The organism is Bradyrhizobium genosp. L, from assembly GCF_015624485.1.
Classification (GTDB): Bacteria; Pseudomonadota; Alphaproteobacteria; order Rhizobiales; family Xanthobacteraceae; genus Bradyrhizobium.
Genome location: NZ_CP061378.1, coordinates 953,124 through 972,749, shown reverse-complemented (window position 1 = coordinate 972,749; position 19,626 = coordinate 953,124). Strand labels below are relative to the sequence as shown.

General features: G+C 63.5%; 16 protein-coding genes and 2 pseudogenes. 4 read left to right on the top strand and 14 right to left on the bottom strand.

Annotated elements, in window-relative coordinates; all coding sequences use genetic code 11:
* Positions 1-195 precede the first annotated feature (195 nt).
* Positions 196-1,887 carry a hypothetical protein gene (locus IC762_RS04500; protein ID WP_195787442.1) on the bottom strand — a complete coding sequence of 564 codons (1,692 nt, stop codon included), beginning with the start codon at positions 1,885-1,887 and terminating at the stop codon, positions 196-198.
* Positions 1,884-2,999: a dsDNA nuclease domain-containing protein gene (locus IC762_RS04495; RefSeq protein ID WP_195787441.1), complete on the bottom strand. Its 1,116-nt coding sequence runs from the start codon at positions 2,997-2,999 to the stop codon at positions 1,884-1,886. The genes IC762_RS04500 and IC762_RS04495 overlap by 4 nt, the downstream gene beginning before the upstream one ends.
* Before the next feature lie 505 nt (positions 3,000-3,504).
* Here IC762_RS04495 and IC762_RS04490 point away from each other — a divergent pair.
* Both IC762_RS04490 and IC762_RS04485 read left to right on the top strand, forming a co-directional pair.
* Positions 3,505-3,747: a hypothetical protein gene (locus tag IC762_RS04490; RefSeq protein ID WP_246801421.1), complete on the top strand. Its 243-nt coding sequence runs from the start codon at positions 3,505-3,507 to the stop codon at positions 3,745-3,747.
* 1,286 nt (positions 3,748-5,033) lie between these two features.
* Positions 5,034-5,249 carry a hypothetical protein gene (locus IC762_RS04485; RefSeq protein ID WP_195787440.1) on the top strand — a complete coding sequence of 72 codons (216 nt, stop codon included), beginning with the start codon at positions 5,034-5,036 and terminating at the stop codon, positions 5,247-5,249.
* A gap of 30 nt (positions 5,250-5,279) precedes the next feature.
* Here IC762_RS04485 and IC762_RS04480 read toward each other — a convergent pair whose 3' ends face one another.
* Complete coding sequence (locus tag IC762_RS04480) at positions 5,280-5,750, bottom strand: YybH family protein (protein WP_195787439.1); 471 nt, start codon at positions 5,748-5,750, stop codon at positions 5,280-5,282.
* Between the two features lie 227 nt (positions 5,751-5,977).
* On the opposite strand from IC762_RS04480, the gene IC762_RS04475 reads away from it, so the two are divergent.
* A complete protein-coding gene (locus tag IC762_RS04475) occupies positions 5,978-7,765 on the top strand; it encodes a chloride channel protein (RefSeq protein WP_195787438.1) in 1,788 nt (595 codons plus the stop codon).
* A 54-nt stretch (positions 7,766-7,819) separates the two neighbouring features.
* On the opposite strand, the gene IC762_RS04470 is transcribed toward IC762_RS04475, so the two are convergent.
* The 7 genes and pseudogenes from IC762_RS04470 to IC762_RS04440 all read right to left on the bottom strand — a co-directional run bounded on the left by IC762_RS04470 (position 7,820) and on the right by IC762_RS04440 (position 12,814).
* Positions 7,820-8,762, bottom strand: a protein-coding gene (locus IC762_RS04470; protein WP_195785264.1) for an IS630 family transposase whose coding sequence is annotated in 2 segments (ribosomal slippage) — positions 7,820-8,425 and positions 8,427-8,762 — 942 coding nt in all. Because the reading frame shifts where the segments join, the coding sequence is not laid out codon by codon here.
* Between the two features lie 86 nt (positions 8,763-8,848).
* Positions 8,849-9,313, bottom strand: coding sequence for a RidA family protein (locus tag IC762_RS04465; RefSeq protein ID WP_195787437.1), 465 nt, complete (start codon positions 9,311-9,313; stop codon positions 8,849-8,851).
* Positions 9,314-9,415: 102 nt separating this feature from the next.
* Positions 9,416-9,705 (bottom strand): annotated as a pseudogene (locus IC762_RS04460) (TetR/AcrR family transcriptional regulator); the annotation flags it as partial.
* Positions 9,706-9,817: 112 nt separating this feature from the next.
* On the bottom strand, positions 9,818-10,402 hold the full coding sequence (locus IC762_RS04455) for a hypothetical protein (RefSeq protein ID WP_195787436.1): 585 nt from the start codon (positions 10,400-10,402) through the stop codon (positions 9,818-9,820).
* A 169-nt stretch (positions 10,403-10,571) separates the two neighbouring features.
* On the bottom strand, positions 10,572-11,327 hold the full coding sequence (locus tag IC762_RS04450) for a hypothetical protein (protein WP_195787435.1): 756 nt from the start codon (positions 11,325-11,327) through the stop codon (positions 10,572-10,574).
* A 121-nt stretch (positions 11,328-11,448) separates the two neighbouring features.
* The gene (locus IC762_RS04445; RefSeq protein ID WP_195787434.1) at positions 11,449-11,694 is read right to left on the bottom strand and encodes a hypothetical protein; all 246 of its coding nucleotides are present in this window, start codon (positions 11,692-11,694) and stop codon (positions 11,449-11,451) included.
* Positions 11,695-11,812: 118 nt separating this feature from the next.
* Complete coding sequence (locus tag IC762_RS04440) at positions 11,813-12,814, bottom strand: NAD(P)H-dependent flavin oxidoreductase (protein WP_195787433.1); 1,002 nt, start codon at positions 12,812-12,814, stop codon at positions 11,813-11,815.
* A 164-nt stretch (positions 12,815-12,978) separates the two neighbouring features.
* On the opposite strand from IC762_RS04440, the gene IC762_RS04435 reads away from it, so the two are divergent.
* Positions 12,979-14,541 carry an AMP-binding protein gene (locus IC762_RS04435; protein WP_195787432.1) on the top strand — a complete coding sequence of 521 codons (1,563 nt, stop codon included), beginning with the start codon at positions 12,979-12,981 and terminating at the stop codon, positions 14,539-14,541.
* Positions 14,542-14,877: 336 nt separating this feature from the next.
* Here the strand turns inward: IC762_RS04435 and IC762_RS04430 are convergent, their stop codons facing one another.
* From IC762_RS04430 to IC762_RS04415, 4 genes and pseudogenes are all read right to left on the bottom strand, one after another.
* On the bottom strand, positions 14,878-17,079 hold the full coding sequence (locus tag IC762_RS04430) for a hybrid sensor histidine kinase/response regulator (protein ID WP_246801419.1): 2,202 nt from the start codon (positions 17,077-17,079) through the stop codon (positions 14,878-14,880).
* 65 nt (positions 17,080-17,144) lie between these two features.
* Positions 17,145-17,926 (bottom strand): annotated as a pseudogene (locus IC762_RS04425) (thioesterase family protein).
* Positions 17,927-17,932: 6 nt separating this feature from the next.
* Positions 17,933-18,904, bottom strand: coding sequence for an NAD(P)H-dependent flavin oxidoreductase (locus IC762_RS04420; protein ID WP_195787431.1), 972 nt, complete (start codon positions 18,902-18,904; stop codon positions 17,933-17,935).
* 166 nt (positions 18,905-19,070) lie between these two features.
* Entirely contained in the window at positions 19,071-19,532 is a 462-nt protein-coding gene (locus IC762_RS04415) for a hypothetical protein (protein WP_195789991.1), read from the bottom strand.
* Positions 19,533-19,626: the final 94 nt, after the last annotated feature.

Here is a 19,626-nt window from a genome sequence, read left to right as displayed (position 1 = left end):
CAACTCACGAAGAAAATCGTATAACCGCCGCGGCTTGCGTGCGAGCCCCGAGGTAGGGGCTGCCGGAGGTCCAAAAATGGGTCAAAAGCACACTTCGGCCGGAAAGGCGTTGAGGCAGCTCCGGCAGCCGGCCGCCACCTGACCCGCCTGGCGGTTTCCAGCAGGTCTCACGGATGGATCGAGATGAGGCCCCGTTCACTGAAGCAGTTGTATGTAGTAGGACGCCAGAATCGCGCTAACCTCATCGAATTGATCGGTCTTCAGCAGCTTGTTCTTAGTGTCAGTCGCGATAACATGACCATCATATTTGACGCCGTGCATGCTTACCGTACCCAAGATCAATTGAGAACCTGTCGGAACTTCATTGAGACAAAAGCCGATCATGCGCGCGGCGTTGGTCTTGTCTTGATCTTGCTGCACGGGCGTATCGACCACGATCGGACAGAAAGCCGACGTAGAGAAGCGCTTCATCGTGTGGATGAAGGCGTAGTAGTAAGCAAGGAGAGCTCGTGGCAGATCACTACCTGTTTCTTGTATTTTGCTATCGATCGCATTGTAGCTAGCTTCTTTTAGGTTGGGTACCTGAAGCTGCTGCACAAACGAGTTCATCTGCTGTAGGTAGTATCCCTTGATATTGTCCTGCCGTTTTTTGTCATCAAAGGACTTCATGCTCTGCGCGGCTTCGTCGGATTTCATGTCCTGCGCACCTATTTGCGCATCAATGTCCTTCCCCTCTGCGGCGAACGCTGTATCCATTAGCTTTTCGCTTTCACCTTCTATCAAATCGCGAAGCTTCAGCTCGCCTCTCTGCTCATCAAGAATTTTGGTGATGCGCTCGATCGAGTCCGAGAACGCGCGCAGTCGCTCCTTCTCGTCAGATATTTGCACGTCTACCGCTTCAATTTCTCGACGAACCTCAATGAGAAACCCTCGGCAGGTATCGACATCCGATATTAGGCTGAATTTATTGGCGAAATCGTTGGAATGTACGGTGCCACACGTCGGACAAATGATCTCGTCTTCGCTTTCACGTCGCAGGAATTCGTAGTCAGCATCAAGATCGGCCAGAGCATTCTCCGCGATGGCGGCTTGCTCTTGGAGGATAGCTCTTTTCGAATTCAACTCCGATAGAACACGCTGAGCTTTGTCCTGTTCGACCTGCAACCCTCGACATTCGGTCACCAGCGCATCAATCTGCTCAACGAACTGATCAGGAGAGATATCGAAGTGCACGCGTGTACGCGTCGATCGCAATCGCTTGCTAGCACGATCTAGCGCCCGTCGCTCAACCTTCAATTCTTCTCGTGCCCGATCGGATGCAGCTTTCAAAGCTTTGGCTTCATAATATTCATTAGGACGCAAGCCGGCGTGAAAATTTGCGACGTCCTTCCGATAGTTCGGAAACATCTGCAGATTTGAGAATGAATTCCAGTTGCCCACCCAACTGCTATCCTGATCAATATAGAACGGCAGGAAGAGAAATGCGGGTGGCGGGATCAATAGTTCATTCTGGCGAGTGGCGAGTGTGAGTTCGAAACTCAACAAGCGTGCCAGCTCTGGACCAAGCCCATGCGTAACGCCAGTACCGGACCAGATGCCCTTACCGCCGGCGTCGTACAGTGCGTAGTTGTTCCCAGATCGCAGAATGCTAAGCGGCACTCCATCGACAGTGAAATCTACAAATATATCGACCTTGGCATCGCGCCACGTCGGGTTCACCTTCGCCGGATCGGCGCCGAACGCGGCATAGATAGACTTTATGAGACAGGATTTGCCCGTGTCATTTTCGCCGAGAACGACCGTCGTTGTCGGACTGAACTCGACTACGCGCGCCGCTTTCTCCCGTGCGGACAAGAGACACAGCCTTTTTAATTGAAAGTTTTTCATGGCTGCGCGTCCGCAGGCTTCTGATCAGCTTTTTGTACATCTCTTGACGCGTCATAGTCCAACACCTCGTAGATGATCATCGCCTTCGCACGGCCCGCATTCAATTCCGAGATCGTCGCCTTCGCAAAGCTCCAAACCTGACCAAACACCTGTTCGGTCAACGGCGTCAATTCAAGCGATGAACCCTGCAGCTTTTTCAACTCCGTCCGGATGCGTGCGCGAACTCGGTTGATCGCTTCATTACCAGCACCCAGCGCTAGAGTACGGTAGAGTTTCCATTCTCTTGCGATGCCCGCCTTCTCAAGCGCGCTGTACGTCAGGTCACCAGCGATATCTGCCCACGTCGGCACCACGTGAGTTGTCAGTATCTGAGAAAGCCAACCATCCACCTGGCTCTTGGTGATGGCCTTGTGCTTGATGAGGTCGGAAAATGTTTGAACGGACCCCGTATACTTGGACTTGGTCCGGCATTCCTCGATGATCGTTTTATACAGAGTGTCCGGACTGTAGATCACGGTCCCAAGCTGGCTCGTCACGAAATTCTGCATCATCCCCTTCAAGTGCGCGGACGCATCGTGAAGGCTGAGGTCCGCGCGAACGAAGTGCATGAGCTTCGCGGTGTCCTCCGTCGCGGATGGGCGTTCGGTTTTCAGCTTCGCGAGAAATTTTGCAAAGTCGTCCGGATCGCAATCGCCAAAACAACAAACGGTCGCAGCAGCATCAATAAATTCGCATGGCAGGTTTGAGACAAAACTCAGGCGTTCGGTTTCGTCGGGAAAGAGCTCATAATTGTCATGCATCTTCCCGATGAAGGACGGTAATTTCGACGTTCCATCCTTTGATTTCTTTTGGGTGCTCAGACTTGTGAGCGTCCAATGACCGCTCAGCTTGGTCTTGACCTGATAGAAGCGGGCTCGCGTTGGAGCGGAGCTGCTATTCAGCCGGACAATGTCGTCGTGGAACTCAAAGGCAATTGCGTAATCGTCGAGGTCACTGTGGCTTTCAAAGATGAGCGCGAGACCCCAGCTCGCCTGATAATCGTATCTCTCGTATCCTGTCTCGCCCGACTTCTCTCGCCGCGGCGTCTGAACAAGCTTTTCTGCAAATGACATACGTCCCCCCAATGCTCGGCACTGTAGCGGGCCGTGGACGCTAGACAACTATCGCGGGTAGCCCACGCGATCAGTCCTTAGGAGGATACCCGGCGGTGAGGATGTCTCGCCGGGGATTGAGCGGTCATTCCCCAGAGCTCTCCCCACGCGCAAAATTCGAGCGCGGGAACGAAGCGAGTACCATATAAGTGATTGATTTAAATGGAACAATTTGGTTACTCAAACCGCCGAGCTCCTATTCCACAGTTTGTGGTGCTAGGTCTCAATGGCGCTTTGGATCCTTCCGATTTGTACGCTACGGCGCGCAGGAGTTAGCGGCGACATGATGGAGCCTTTGTTTGGTGCCGTAGGCGATGTAGATAAACGCATCATGGGCAATTGGGCTACGTGCAGATGGCGTCGAAACAAGTCAGCAGTAAGAGCTGCGCCTTCCTGGTAAGTCAGCTCAGACACCAGGGTCGTGCCAGGGAAATGCCGATCTCACTCAGCGTTGCTTGATCCGATTATGGCGGAGATCATCGAAACTCGTGCAGGAACCATGCTTGACAATGATAGCAACAAGGGGCGCCGGCTCGTCGAGTTCAAGGACGGTTGCCGCTATGGCAAATTTGGAAAGACCAAGGCTTATGAACTGATCGCCCACGAGAGTATCAGGGCGTACAAGATGGGCGGCAAGACCCTGATCGACCTCGACAGCGTGGATGAATATCACGCTTCGCTACCGAGGGTCGAAACGAGAGCAAGCTAGGCTGCTGACCGCGCAGCGGGGCGGAGGAGACTGCGCAGGCTGTCGCGGGCGATCAGACCAATGCAGCATTTCAACAACTTCGGCCCAAGAGGCCGCACGGTTGTAGATGTCGCATTTGCTCGGTCGCCTTTACCAAGCTAGCGCCACCCACCTCGTCGCAGCGCCAGCACTTTTTTCTCCGTGTCGTGGGCGAGGTGAGCTTTCACTCCATCGCCGTCGAACGCGCCCTCCTCGTTGAGCAGGATCGACGCGGTCGAGCGGAGGCGCGCGCGCAGTAATTTACGCCGGCGCCAGTATCGCAGGCCGTGATCCGCGGCGCCCTATTCAGCGTGTTGTTGGCCATTTGCACGCCATCGTTACTGGACGTCCAACAGATCCTGGATTGCGTTGGGCGATTAATGCTTTCGGCGTCTCGCGCCAAGCGAACCAGTCGCCCCCCGAAGTCGTCCAGCACGAGGTAGGTCTCTCGCTCGGCGTCGGGAGACGCGCATGACAAGACCTCTCCTTCACGTCGCGATACTACGTTCGGTCGATCCCGTCGGATTTCGACTCAGAGGCGGGTTCGATTCCGGTCGGGGACTTTGTGGGGACCGAGACGGCATGGGTCGCGCTAGCTGCAGGAGAGCTGGTGTTTTTATTTTGCGAGCTTGTACCGCGCGTCAGCTTGCTGGTATTTCTGCTGGTATCAGCAGCCATCGATGATAAAAATCGCTTCAGTTTCAAATAATTATGGTACTAAACGATTGCCGGCCAGGGGCACCACGCTTCGCCCTTCGGGCACCGCGTGGCGCGGCCACGCCCTGCCACTATACGCGGGCGGCGACCCAAAACTCGCAAAACAACCCCATGCAAAGGAGCATCGTGCGGACGCGACGCCTTGCGCATGCTCCGAAACCGCTTGACACGTCGGGCAAATCAGAAGTACACTTCCATTATTCCGAAACAGCCCAGACGCCTCTCGCGCAGCCGTCGAGTTACAGCGAACTTTAGACTGATCGACCTCGCTGAACGAAGGATCGAAAGCCTTCAGTTCTCGATCCATCAGCTTCTCAATACGAATGCAGCCCTTTTGCGCAAATTCGAACGTCCGCCCAACAATCGCGAATTGCGGTGACATTGCACTGAACCTCTCGTTCGATGACTAGCGATCTCTCAACCGGCCCGCGCGCAACTCCACATTGTGACCGGCGGAATATTGCGGTAAAGTAGATTATTGTCGCCGCTGATTTTTGAAGGAGATCGCTTTGAGATACGTCAAGTCATTGCTTTTTGCATCCGCTATCCTTGTGGCTGGAGTTTGCGGCGCGGCGGCGCAGTCGGCCTCGCCTCCGTTCTGCGGCCTGGTCTGCTTTCCGCCGAACAAATTCAACGCGGAGAAGTGCACCTGCACCTCGACGACGTCGGATCATCCACGCATCTGCGGCCTGGTCTGCCTCGGTCCGGACCAGACGCTGGACGCCAACAAATGCCGTTGCGTGAAGTCGCCGGGCGGCTTGCGATGAGGTGATCCTCCTCGCATCGCAATCCCGCTTCTACCTGGCCTTCACCGGCCGGTTGCCGTGGCTGACCTGCGGCACGCCACGTTGCAGCGACATGTGGGAATGGATGCCGAGCCAATGCCCATCGGCCTGGCGCGCGAGGATGATCGTCGCCCGTCCCGGCCGATCGAAGCGGCTGCCGTCGGGGTGGAAGCCGGTGCTGGTCCAGGGCGTGATCACCGTCGCCATGCCGCCGTCGGCGCTGACCAGCACCGCGGTGTTGTCGAGGTCGAAGGCGAAATCCGCGGTGCGCGGCCAGACATTATCCCATTGCATCTCGGTCCAGGGCGCGAGGCCGCGGATCAGCTCCTGATAGGTGCCGAACGCGATGATGTCGGGATGCCAGAACGGACGGGCCGCGGCATAGTCGACCGCCCTCACGCAGGCGGCGAAGCGTGTCAGCCAATCGAACACCGATCGCGTCGTCGCCGCATCGGCGAGCGGCAGGGCGGCTTCCTCACGCATGGGCGTCCTCGGTATAACAACAACGGTGGTCGACCGAGTGGGCCAGACGGGCGCATCTGAGTCAATCGGATCGCGCCGATCCATCTTCCACCGTCCGGTCGCCATTGTTCGTCGTTTGTTGTAGTGAAATCCTGTCGCACGCATTGTATGGCACGGTGCAGGACAGCCATCGGAATTCAGGCCTGCGACCCGCAGGCGGCGGGTTGGCGCACAAGAAGGAACAGCACGTGTTTGCTCGGATCAGGCACATCGTCGATCACAAGGGATCGAGCCGAAGCCTGACCCGCCTGCGCGCGCTTCTGCGCAGCAACGAGTTCTATTTGATCCCGCTCGCGCTGGTGCTCGGCGCCATCACCGGCGCGGTGGTCACCCTGATGGCCGAGATCGCCCAGATCGCGCATGTCCTGATCTACGGCATTCCGATCGACGTCCGGTTATCCGCGAATACCTCCGTCAGTCCGTGGGCGGCGCTGATCGCGCCGGCGGCCGGCGGGCTGGCGCTCGGCGTGATGGAATGGTCGCGGCGCCGGCTGAAGATTTCCAATGCCGTCGACCCGATCGAGGCCAATGCCCTACGTGGCGGCCAACTGTCGATGCGTGACAGCGTCGTGGTCTCGGGCCAGACCATGATTTCCAACGGATGCGGTGCCTCGGTGGGGCTCGAGGCCGGCTACACCCAGATCGGCTCCGGGATCGCCTCGCTGCTCGGCCGCCTGCTCAATCTGCGGCGTAACGATCTGCGCCTGATCGTCGGCTGCGGCGCCGCGGCGGCGATCGCGGCCGCGTTCGGCGCGCCGATCACCGGCGCTTTCTACGCCTGCGAGCTGATCGTCGGCGTCTATGCGGTCGGCAGCGCCGCGCCGATCCTGGCCGCCTCGCTCGCCGGTGCGCTGACCGCGCAATGGCTCGGCGGCGCGCCCTATTCGCTGGAGATCCCCCGGGTCGGCGGGGTGGGCCTCGAGCAGTATCTGGCGCTGCTGGTGCTGGCGTTGATCGCCGGCGGGGTCGGGATTGCGGTGATGCGGAGCTCCTCGGTATTCGAGCGGCTGTTCGCCTGGCTCCCGGTGTGGCTGCGGCCGATGCTGGGCGGCCTGATGGTCGGCGGCATGGCGATCGTCACGCCGCAGGTGCTCGCTGCGGGCCATGGCGCGATGGTTCTCGACCTCCATCAACAGATGGCGATCGGGCTGATCGCCACGATCGTCGGACTGAAGGTGGTCGCCTGCCTGGTGTCGCTGGCCTCCGGCTTTCGCGGCGGTCTGTTTTTTGCCTCGCTGTTCGTCGGCAGCCTGATCGGCAAGTTCTTTGCCGCGGTGCTGCTGCTCATCAGCCCCGCGTTTGCGATCGATCCGCTGGTCGCGATGCTGACCGGCATGGCGACGCTCGGCGTCGCCATCGTCGGCGGCCCGCTGACCATGTCGTTCCTGGTGCTCGAGATGACGCGCAATGTCGACGTCACCGCGCTGGTGCTGGCCGGCTGCATCGTCACCTCGATCTGCGTGCGCTCCATCTTCGGCCATTCGTTCTCGACCTGGCGGCTGCATCTGCGCGGCGAGACCATCCGCAGCGCCAACGACGTCGGCTGGCTGCGCAACCTGACCGTCGAACGCATGATGAGCTCCGACATCGGCAAGGTGCCGTCGACCTCCACCATCGCAGCGACCCGGGCCGAATTCCCGCTGGGTTCGCGGCCCGGCGTCGCCCTCATCAACAATGCGGACCAATATGTCGGCCTCGTCATGATGCCGGATCTCTATTCCAGCGATCTCGACGGCATCGTCAGCGATATCCAGGTCATCGAGCTCGCCCGCCTCACCGACGTCGTGCTGACGCCCGAGATGAACGTGAAGACCGCGATGGCGGTGTTCGACGAGGCGGCTGCCGAAATGCTCGCGGTGGTCGAGACCATCGATAGCCGCAAGGTGGTCGGCTACCTGACGGAATCCTTTGCCCGGCGCCGCTATGTCGAGGAGATCGACAAGGCGACCCGCGGCGTGCTCGGCGCGCTGACATAACTTCGCGCTTGTCGCTTCATACTTTTCCGGATCATGCTCTAGAGCCTTTCCGATTTAGACAGAAGCATATCCTGCGTTGCGCAGGTAGTTTGCGCATTCTTGCGGTGTGAAGTGTTGGAGAAGACTGCCAATGCGACGCCAGACGCCGTCGACGGTGCGTTCTTCAGCCTTGCGGAGCAGGATTTTGAGCTTTGCGAAGACCTGCTCGATCGGATTGAGGTCGGGGCTATAGGGCGGCAGGAAGACGAGCCGGGCGCCCGCGGCGCGGATGGCCGTGCGGATAGCTTGGCCCTTGTGGGAGCCGAGATTGTCCATGACGACAATGTCGCCGGGTTGGAGCGTTGGCACCAGCAACTGCTCGACATAGGCACGGAAGCTCTCGCCGTTGATCGGCCCGTCGATGACGCAGGGGGCCGCGATACGGTCGTGCCGGAGTGCTGCGAGGAAGGTCATCGTCCGCCAATGGCCGTGCGGGACCTGAGCCCTGAGAGGGGCGCCCCGTCGCCACCAGCCATGGGTCCGGGCCATGTTGGTCTTTGCCCAGGTCTCATCGATGAAGACGAGACGAGCAGGATCGATTTTCGACTGGTGTCGTCTCCACCAGGCCCGGCGGCGCGCGATGTCAGGACGATCCTGCTCTGTCGCGAACACGGTTTTTTTTGAAGCTGATGCCTTGGCGCTTGAGGAATCGCCAGAGCGTGTCGCAGGACACTACGACGCCGCGCTCCCCAAGCTCCGCCAACAGCGCGTGCAGGGTCAGATCAGGCTTCGCGGTCAGCCGAGCCAGCAGCCAGTCGCGCTCACCTTCCAGCAGGTAAGGCCGCCTGCCGCCCATCGGCCTGGCCGCCGCGCTGCCTGTCGCTCGCGCCCGCTGCGACCATTTCACGACGCTCGCAACGCTGACGTCATACAGTTCCGCCACCGCCCGGCACGTTTCGCCACTTGCAACCAACCCAACAACACGCTCACGCAGATCCAGTGAGTATGCTCGCGCCATCCTTGCTGGCCTCCGTCCCAGCAGGAAGCTTGAATCAGAGCTCACCTGATTTGGGAATCCCCGATTCAGACAAAGTCGGAAAGACTCTAGCGTGCAAGCGACGCGATCAACTCCACCTCGACCGCTGCGTTACGGGGAAGTTGCGCGACACCGACGCTGGTCCTGGCGTGCATTCCCCGCTCCGGACCGAACAGCTCGATGATGAACTCCGAAGCGCCGTCGGCAACCGCCGTCTGGCCGCTGAAATCGGCGGCGCTGTGCACGAACACCGTCAGCTTCAGGATCTGCGCGACATTGTCGAGCGAACCCAGATGCGCCTTGATCGCAGCCAGTCCGCGGATCAGCGCCAACCGCGCGCCGCGCTTGGCGTCTTCCAGCGTGACATCGCGGCCAACCTGGCCAACGACATGCACTCTGTCGCCGTCGCGCGGAAGCTGGCCGCTGACATAGACGGTGTCACCATGGACCACCACCGGCGCATAGGCGCCGCCGGCTGTGGCCGATGCCGGCAGTTCGATGTTGAGTTCTTTCAGGCGTTGTTCGAGATTCACGGTTGCTCGCCAGCGAACTGGCCCTTCTTCGGATGGCTTTGCATAGCCGCATTCTGCGTGACGCGGGACCCGGTATCTTGCTCTCGGAGCAATTATGCCGCCTCAGCGCCTGGCGAGGCTTTTCAGATACGCGCCGAACATGTCGGCCATGGCGTCGGCGTAGGTCTCGATCTCGGCTGCCGTTCGCGGGCTTTCGGAAAAATCCTTCCCCACCGCGCTCATCGTCGTCTTGATCAACTCGGCAGCCAGGGCACGGACGGCGTTCGACGCCTGCGGCAACGCCTCGCGCAAAATGCCTCGAAAATGCGATCGGCTGACGCCCGCGCCTCGCGTGCTTCCGGCGCATCGCGATAGAGTGGGGCGGCGGCGTTGAGCGCGACGCGCATCGCGGCCACCCGCGCCGTGGTGAAGCGCTGCGCGCCTTGCTTGCTCAAAACCTGAACACGGCTCGGACGTGGATGAGGCTCGCCGCACCTCCTGCAGCGCGATCTTCCGGATCACGCGTCAGTCGTCGGGCGCACCGAACAAGCCGATGCGCGGTGCGCGCATTGGCGCGGGATCAATCTCCGGTCCCTCGGTCACCTCCCGCACCTTCTGCTCGACGTCGCGCAGTTCATCGTCCTGACGCATATGCCGGCGGTCGGCCCATTGCTGCCGCCGCTCGTCGCGGCGCTTCTTTGCAGCGGCATGCTTCAGATCGGATTCGCGGGCCTTCGCATTCGCATTTGAGGGCTCGGACGGCTCGCGCATTGCAGTCTGGGCGGACCGTGCAGGTGCGGCAGATGACGGTGGGTCCGCGTCGCGTGCTGCACTCGTCTCCGACGGCGGGGCCGACGGACCGTTCGGTTGCGACGCTTGTTGTGGCGCAGGCTGTGATGGCTCCTGTTGCGGCTGCGGCGCCGGCGACACGGACACCGGCTTGGCCGCCGGCTCCGTGGCCGCGAGGTAAGGTGTCGAATCCGACGGCGTCGGCGATGCCTTGGCGGCGGGCTCGGCCGACATCCTTCGGCTGATCTCCAGCTTCGATGCGTGAGGATTGGCGGTGTTCGCAATCATGAAACCGCCGCCGACACCGGCCGCGATCGCCACGACGACGGTTCCCACACCGGCAAAATAAGCGGTTGATGTCCGCATCGCGCGCCTCCTCGTTCGGGCGGGCAACGTGCGAGCGGATGCGATGTTCCGAACAAACCGGTGCCTGGACGTCACCGGCCCGAAGGCTGCTTTCGACGTGAATCCTTGCGGTAGCGGCGCCGCATCAGATCATCGCGGCGACTTTTTCCAGGCCGATCAGGCGCGCCAGCGAGCGGACCTCGTTCTTCTGGTCCTCGCGCAGCTGGAACAGCAGCGGCATCGCCGCCGACTTCAACTGCTGGACTTCCTCGGAGTCCGGATCAATCGGCATGGTGCCCGGCGGCGGATCGCCCTGGCGCTTGGCGTGGATCTTGCGGGCCACGGCGCGCAACGCGGTCTCGACCGCCGGCCAGTAATATTCCTGGTCCGACGACAGTTTGAGCCGCTCCTTGATGTTGGCGATCTGCGCGTCGCTGAGCAGCGTGTAGCTCTTCTGCGGCGCCGGCTTGGCGGCGGCCTTCGGCTTCGGCGGCACGGCGGCGGGCTCGCTGAGCTTCGGCGCGACCGCGACGGGATCGGTGACCTTGGGCAGCCCGACGTCGGCCGGCTCGGCGGAGGCATAGGCCAGGCGCAGCGTGTCGGACGCGGCCGGAGCAGAAACGTTGGCGCCGGGAATGTTGGCCTGGGCGCGAAGCAGGAGCGGCGACGGCGGCGCCGGGGGTGTTGCCGCCATGGGCGGCTCAAAGGCGGCGGTCGCGAGCACGGTCACCGCGAGCTTGTCCTGCTTGCTCGCCCGGTTGGCGACGGGGCCGCCCTCGGGATGCCCGGCAGCCATCGCTGCCGGCGCGCCCGGCAGGCTGTCGCGGCCCAGAATGGCTGCGACGGCAGCCCCGGCGAGGAGAAAGCAGGTCAGCGCGGCGAGCGTGATGGCTCTGGTCAAAAAGCGTCTCCATTCCCGGCCGGTATCACACCAGCTTGAACGCCAAATGCGGCGTTAGCGTGCCACCAGGGCGGCGATGGGCCGCCATTCTGGGTGAAAATCGCGCCGAAACGGCCCGAAATCAGGCTGCGGCGTCAAGCTCATAGGCTTCCTGGATGTCGGCGACGATCTCGTGCGCCGTCCAGAGCGCCCCCGGCTGGATCGAGCGCAGGCTGACCGTCCAATTGGTGCGGCGGGTGCGCGGGGTGCCGACGATGTCGAACTCGACCTGGCGGCATAGCGGATGCCGCTGCAGGGCATAAAACACCCGGGTCGTGAGCTCGTCGAGCGTGGCCGGGGTCTTGGCAAGAAGCGCCTCTAAAGCCATGTCGCATTCCCATTATGCGCGATTGGTCCGGCGATGGACCAAGCCGTGGCGCTATGATTGGGACCGGCATGGTTAATGCCGCGTTAAGGCAGCGGGCCGGGTTTTGGCGGATCATGCTCTAGCCGAGCCGCACGCGCGCGCTGGCGGCCTCGTACTCGGTCGCTGTCCGCGCCACGAGATCGTCGACGGCGAGCACCTCGGTCACCCCCGAGGTGGAATGCCCGCCGCTCCAGACATCGCGCCAGCGCTTCGGGCGGCGCTCGCGGGCGCCGATATCGATATCCTTGCCGATGTCGATCGCGCCGCGCGCCGGCAGATTGTCGGGATCGAGGCCGGCCGCCGCGATCGACGGCCGCAGCATGTTGGTCTGCAGGCCGGTGAAGGCCGTCGTGAGCAGAATGTCGTCGGCGCTGCTGTCGACCAGCATCTGCTTGTACCGGACGTCGGCCATGCTTTCGCGCGTGGCAATGAATTTGGTGCCCATGTAAGCGAGATCGCAGCCGAGCGCCTCGGCGGCGCGCAGCGCGTGGCCGTCGCTGATGCCGCCCGCGAGCACGATCGGGCCGTCGAAGAAGCCGCGCACCGCACGCACGAACACGAACGGATTGAGCCAACCGGTCTGCCCGCCGGCGCCGGCCGTGAGCAGCACGAGCCCGTCGGCGCCCGCAGCCACCGCGCGCTCGGCGTGGCGGATCGAGGCGACGTCGGCAAAGACGAGGGCGCCGGCATCGTGCAGCGGCGCCAGCACCGGCGCGGGCGAACCGACCGACGTGATCACGATCTCCGGCCCGTGCCGCAGCAGCACGGCAAGATCCTCCGACAGCCGCGCGTTGGAGCGGTGCACGATCAGGTTCGGGCAGACCGGCGCGGCACGTTGGCCGCTTGCGTCCGCACGCGCCTGCAAGCGGCCTCCGATCTCGCCGAGCCAGGCGTCGAGCTGTTCCGTCTCACGGCAATTTACCGTCGGAAACGAACCGATCACGCCATTGCGGCAGGCCGCCACCACCAGCTCGACGCCGGAGACCAGAAACATCGGCGCGGCGATCAGCGGCAGCCGCAGGCGATCGCGGAAGCGGGCGAGAGGATCGGTGCCGGACAAGTCGTTTCTTCCCTGCATCATTGTGTTAGAGCGTTTTCCAGCGAAGTGGACACCGGTTCGCGTCAAGAAAACGCGTCAAAACTAGAATCTAGAGCTCCGTTCCGATTCCATCGGAACGGAAATAGCTCTAGCGTCGACGGCAACACTGGCACGCGAGAGGCCAAAGACAAAGGGGAGACGACGCGATGGGCAATCCGCTCTACGCATTTCCTGCGGTCTGCGAGCAGACGCTGCGGGCGCTGGCGCGCTATCCGTCGCGCACCGCCTTTGCTTGGCCGGGCGGCTCGCTCAGCTATCAGGGCGCGACCGACCTGATCGGGCGCATGCAGGGCGTGTTCATGCAGCTCGGCTTCGCGCCCGGCACCCGCGTCGCCCTGCTCACCGCCAACCGCGCCGACAGCTGGTGCGCCGGCGTCGCTGCACAATTGGCGCGGCTTGCCATCACCTGGCTGCATCCGCTCGGCTCGCTCGACGATCAACTGTTCCAGATCGAGGACTCCGAGGCGCAGATGCTCATCGTCGACGGCATCACGTTCCGCGATCGGGGCGGCGAGCTGGCGGCAAAAGCCGCAGGCTTGAAAGCCGTGTTCACGCTTGGCCCGGCCGATTACGGTGCCGATCTGTTGCGGACGATCGAGACCGCAGGCCACGCGAGCCCGAAGAACTTCGCGCGTCACGACGACATCTCGACCCTGAACTACACCGGCGGCACGACCGGCAAATCCAAGGGCGCGCTGCGCCATCACCGCGAATATGGCGGGTTCGCCGCGGCGATCCTCGCCGACTTCGAAATCCCGGAGATGCCGCGCTACCTGACGGTGGCGCCGATCAGCCATGTCGCCGGCACGAAAGTGCTGCCGACGCTGATGCGCGGCGGCACCGTCCACATGCTCAAGGGATTCGACCCCGAGGCCGTGCTCGCCACGATCGCGCGCGAGAAGATCAACTTCACGCTGTTCGTGCCGACCATGATCTACGTGCTGCTGGATCATCCCGCGCTCGACAAGACCGATCTCTCCTCGCTCGAGCTTTTGCTGTACGGCGCATCCGCAATGTCGCCGAGCCGGCTGGTCGAGGGCATCGAGCGGATCGGCCCGGTGTTCTCGCAGCTTTACGGCCAGACCGAATGCTACCCGGTCTCGGTGCTGCGCAAGGCCGACCATGATCCGAAGACGCCGGACCTGTTCCTGTCCTGCGGCTTCCCGATCGCCGCTTGCCAGGTGAAGATCCTGGACAATGACGACCACGAGGTTGCAACCGGCGAGGCCGGCGAGATCTGCGTTCGCGCCAGCCATGTGATGGCAGAATACTGGAAACGGCCCGACACCACCGCCGAGACGCTGAAGAGCGGCTGGCTGCACACCGGCGATATCGCCCGCATGGACGAGCGCGGCTACATGTTCATCCTCGATCGCAAGAAGGACATGATCGTCTCCGGCGGTTTCAATATTTTTCCGCGCGAGATCGAGGATGTGCTGTCGCAGCACGCCGATGTCGCGATGGTCGCGGTGGTCGGCGTCCCCGACGACAAATGGGGCGAAGCCGTTACCGCCATCGTGGTCGCCCGCGAGGGTGCAAGGCCCGACGCCGACGAGCTGATCGGCCTGGTGAGGGTGAAGAAAGGTTCGGCACACGCGCCGAAGCAGATCCAGTTCGTCAAGGAATTGCCGATGACCGGCGTCGGCAAGGTCGACAAGAAGGCGCTGAAGGCGCGCTTCTGGAGCGGCCGCGACCGCATGGTGGGGTGAGCGCGAACCGATCTGGTCCCGTCATCCTGAGAGGATGTGAGGCTATGTCCTCATCCACCGCTGTCATCGCCCGGCCTGTGCGCAATTGCGCACATGGACCGGGCGACCCAGTACGCCGCGGCCCATCGGCTCAAGCACAGCCGCCTCTGGAATACTGGATCACCCGCATGCGCGGGTGATGACACCGAATGAGGCGGGTAGACCAACCCCGTCATCCTGAGGTGCGAGCTCTTGCGAGCCTCGAAGGATGCACGGCCGAGATGCTGCCGCACTCGCCTCACCAATTCGTGGTGACAGCCGGGCCGTCGCCCCTTCGAGGCTCGCTCCGCTCGCACCTCAGGGTGACGGGGAAAGGACAGTGTCTGCGGCTGCTCGAACGTCCGTCGCCAGCAACTGATCGAGCCGCTCGCGCAGTTGATCCTGGTGATAGGGCTTCGCCAACCGCGGCAGATCGACCTGGATGCCGTCGGGCAATTCGGCGTAGCCGGTGGCGAGCAGCACGGGGAGTTCGGGCCGCAGCTCGCGCGAGGCGGCGGCGAGCTCGATGCCGGTCATGCCGGGCATCATGTGGTCGGTCATCATCAGATCGATCGCCTGGTCGCTCCTGAGGATGTCGAGCGCGTGGAGTCCGGAATTGGCGCCGATCACGCGATGGCCGAGATCCTCCAGCATCTCCGTGGTCGACATCGCGATCAAGGCGTCGTCGTCGACCAGCAGGATCACGGCCGAGCGCTTGACCTGCTGCGCCACCGGCGCAGGGCCTTCGACTTCGGGGGCGGCGGTCGCAACCGGCAGCACCAGCGTGGCGGTGGTGCCCATGCCGAGCGCGCTCGACAACAGCAAGGCGCCGCCGAGCTGCACGGCAAGACCATGCACCATGGAGAGGCCGAGCCCGGTGCCCTTGCCGACCGGTTTCGAGGAGAAGAACGGCTCGATCGCACGCTTCAGGGTGTCGGGCGACATGCCGGTGCCGGTGTCGATCACCGACAGTTTCAGGTAGTTGCCGGGCCGCAGCGCGGGATCGCCCTTGTCACCCTTGTGATCTCCCTTGGACTGCCAGCTTGCAAGGCGGATCTCGATCGCACCGCCATCCGGCATCGCGTCGCGGGCGTTGATGGCGAGGTTGAGGATCGCAAGCTCGAGCTGGTTGGTGTCGATATAGGCCGGCGGCAACCCCTCGGGAATCTCCAGCCGCAGCGCGATGCGCGGCCCGAGCGATCGCTCCAGCAGATTGCTCATGTCGCGCACCAGCGCGCCGAGATCGACCGGCACCGCGCGCAGATCCTGCTGGCGTGCGAACGCCAGGAGCCGCTGCGTCAGCGAGGCGCCGCGCTCGGCGCCTTGCAGCGCGCCGTCGACCAGGCGGCGCAACCGCGGATCGTCGGGGATCCGCTTGCGCAGCAGATCGAGATTGCCCATCACCGCCATCAGCAGGTTGTTGAAGTCGTGCGCGACGCCGCCGGTGAGCTGGCCGATCGCCTCCATCTTCTGGGCGTGGCGAAGCTGCTCCTGCGCCTTCTCGCGCGCGGCGACCTCCTTCATCAGATCGGCGGTGCGCTGCTCGACCCGATGCTCCAGGGTCGCGGTGAGTTCGGCCAGCGCGGTGCGCTCGGCGGCGAGTTGCGCCAGCAGCGCCTCGCGCTCGATCTCCGCGGTCTTGCGCGCGGTGATGTCGGAGCAGACGCCGACCAGCGACTTGATGCTGCCGTCCGGCTGGCGCACCGCGCGAGCACGGACGTCGACCCAGTGCTGGGTGCCGTCGGGCCAGATGTTGCGATACTCGATCCGGTAATCGGCGCCGCTCTGCAAGGTTTGCTCGACGATCCCGGTGCGCCGTGCGCGGTCGTCGGGATGCACGGCGTCCAGCAGGTCCTGATAGGTGAACGGATCGTCGCCCCGGCGCCCGAAGAAGCGCTTGCAGGTCGGCGACGCCGCCAGCTCGAATCCGGGCAGATGCACCTCGAGCGCGCCGAGATGGCCGGCATTGAGCGCGGTCTGCAACAGGTCCTCGCTCTCGGTGAGATCCTCCAGGATCGCGCGGGTCTGGTACTGGCGGCGCCGGCCGCGCACCGCCGCAGCGACCAGGCTCTCAAGCGTGGTCGGATGGAACGGGCGCTCGATGAAGGTGACATTGCCGAGCGCGCGGCCAAGCCGCGCCGCCTCCGGATTGCGCTCGAGCCCGCCGCCCTCGCTCATCAGCACGATGGGGAAATCCGACCACGACGGCTGCGCGTTCAGCCAGCGCGTCAGGCGGGTGAGGTCGGCGTCCCGGATCGCCTCGTCGGCAACGATGGCGAGCCCTGCGCCGCTTGCGATCTGGCGCTCGAGCTCGGCGAGATCGCCGCAGATATTGGCGTGATCAGGTGAGCGGTCTTCACGGCGTCCCGCTCGCTCGCGCCGAGGATGACTGCGCGTTCGGAGGACGGCCCGGGCCTCACCGCGATGGTCCTTCCGGCTGCACGGCTGCAACGCGGAGCGGTGCCAAATCGCAGAGCCGTCGGGCGGCCATGGCCAGCATACCGGCGGCGAGATCGACACGCGTCATGGCACCCCCTAACGGGAGCGAAACTCATTCGTGCACAAACCGTTCCCGGCGCAATGGATTAATTTTGCGGGCGCCGCTCGATCACCAGGCTCTGGACCGCGCGGCCGAAAGTGCCCCTGACGTCGGCGAGCCGCGACATCGCAAGCCCGGCGCCGTCCGGCCCGATCCAGGATTCGCCGTCGACCAGGATCCAATCGCCGACCGGCTCGCGCGCCAGATTCACCGTGAGATCGGCATTGATGAAGGTCCATTGGTTGAAGTCGAGCGCCGGCGCGGTGCCATTGGTGAAATCCGCGGCGACCACCGCGCGCATCGCCTGCGACACGGCCGCGCCCGCGATCAACGGGCGGTCGACGCGGAACCAGATCGCGCCCGGCCCCAATTGCCCAAAGCGGCCGCGCGCCGCCCGCATCGAGATGCATCGCGCAAACGGGCTGGAAGCGTGATCGGCCGGTTCGACCATGCAATGGTCGGGTCCCGGCAGATCGAGCGGGAGCGCGGCGACCTCCCGCGGCAGCTCGGCCGCCTGCTGCTTGATCTTCAAGACGCTGGCGGAGACCACGACGACGCCGTCGGCCTTCAGCCTGATGCCGCAGAGCTGGATCTTGCGGCCCTCGCGCAGGATCTCGCACTCGATCGTCAGCGGCGCCACCGGCACCGGGCGCATCAGGTCGATGGTGATGCGCGCGATCCGCATCGGCGCGGGCGTCGGGATCGCTTCGGCGCCCACACCACCAGCGCCGCCGGCGCCGAGCCGTGCTGCATCCGCGGGTCCCACGGACCCGCGGCATCCGGGCTCGTCACGGCGCGGTTGCCGTCGACGTGGAAGATCGGCTCCATCGCGCGTTACGGCAATGCCGGATCGACCGCCGCGTCGTATTCCTGCTTGAACCGGCCGATCAATTCGGCCGCGGGCAGCACCTTGGAGATGCTGCCGACGCCTTGGCCGGACCCCCAGATCTCCTTCCACGCCTTCGGCTTGGCGCGCTCGCCCGAAGCATCGGTGCCGAAGCTCATCTTCGAGGGATCCGATGTCGGCAGGTTCTCCGGGTCCATGCCGGCCGCGACGATCGACGGCTTCAGATAATTGCCATGCACGCCGGTGAACAAATTGGAATAGACGATGTCCTCGGCGGATGAGTTGGTGATCATGCTCTTGTAGCCCTCGACCGCGTTCGCCTCCTTGGTGGCGATGAAAGCCGAGCCGATATAGGCGAAATCGGCGCCGATGATGCGCGCGGCGCGGATCGCGCGGCCGTTGGCAATCGTGCCCGATAGTGCGATGGGTCCGTCGAACCAGTGCCGCGTCTCCGACACGAACGGGAACGGCGAGATGGTGCCGGCATGGCCCCCGGCGCCGGCCGCGACCAGGATCAGGCCGTCGGCGCCCTTCTCGATCGCCTTGTGCGCGAATTTCTGGTTGATCACGTCGTGGAACACGATGCCGCCCCAGCCGTGGACGGCCTGGTTGAGCTCCTCGCGCGCGCCGAGCGACGAGATGATCATCGGCACCTTGTGCTTCTCGCACAGCGCCATGTCGTGATCGAGCCGGTTGTTCGACTTGTGGACGATCTGGTTCACCGCGAACGGCGCCGACGGCCGCTCCGGGTGCGCCTTGTCGTAGGCGGCGAGCTCTTCCTTGATCCGGTACAGCCATTCGTCGAGCAGTTCCGGCGGCCGCGCATTCAGCGCCGGAAACGAGCCGACCACGCCGGCCTTGCACTGCGCGATGACGAGATCGGGCACGGAGATGATGAACAGCGGCGCCCCGATCACGGGAAGAGACAGGCGGCCCTTGAACAGAGCTGGCATGGACATTGGGTGCGGATCCTCAGTCTGGCTGGTTGGCTTGGAATGCTGGCCGCCATACCAACAAGGCAATCTTTCCACTGTCAAGTATTGCGTTTGCGCGCTGCGAGATGGATGACAAAAGCTCATCGAAACGCGGCATTTTTCTCAGCCGAAGCTGGCATCCCAGCCGCGTTTATTGGCAGAGCGCCCGCGTCACGAAATTCTCGGTCTTGCAATCGTTCGGCCCGCGCTTGTGGCCGGGCAAATAGACCACCGGCGAGCATTTCTCCGAAGCGTCGGTGTCGAGGCTCTTGCCCTCCTTGAACCCGTTGCTCTGGCACAGCCGGTCGGCGCCGGCCTTGCAGTCCGCCCCGCCGTTGGATGCCACCACGCAGGCGGCGCGGCCGGTGACCACCGACGACGGGCGGGCGATGTTCGAGAGGTCGTTGATGGTCTCGCTCGGGCTCTTCAGCAGCGGCGTCTTGAACAGCTTGCCGATCTCGTTGATCAGGCCGGGATTCTCGTGCTCGGCCGGCGCCGGCTCGGGAGGGAGCGGCTGCTGTGCCGACGGCTGCACGCCGAGCGCAGGCGGCGCGGCCTGCGCGTAGCCTCGGTCGATCGTCGTCACCAGCATCGACAGCGCAAGCCCTGCCATCACGACGCGCGCCCTGGCAGGATTGATCTCAGCGGGAATAGGCACCATTGGCTGCGAGCGTAACCCGAAGCCAGCCGCGGACAAAGCCGCGCGG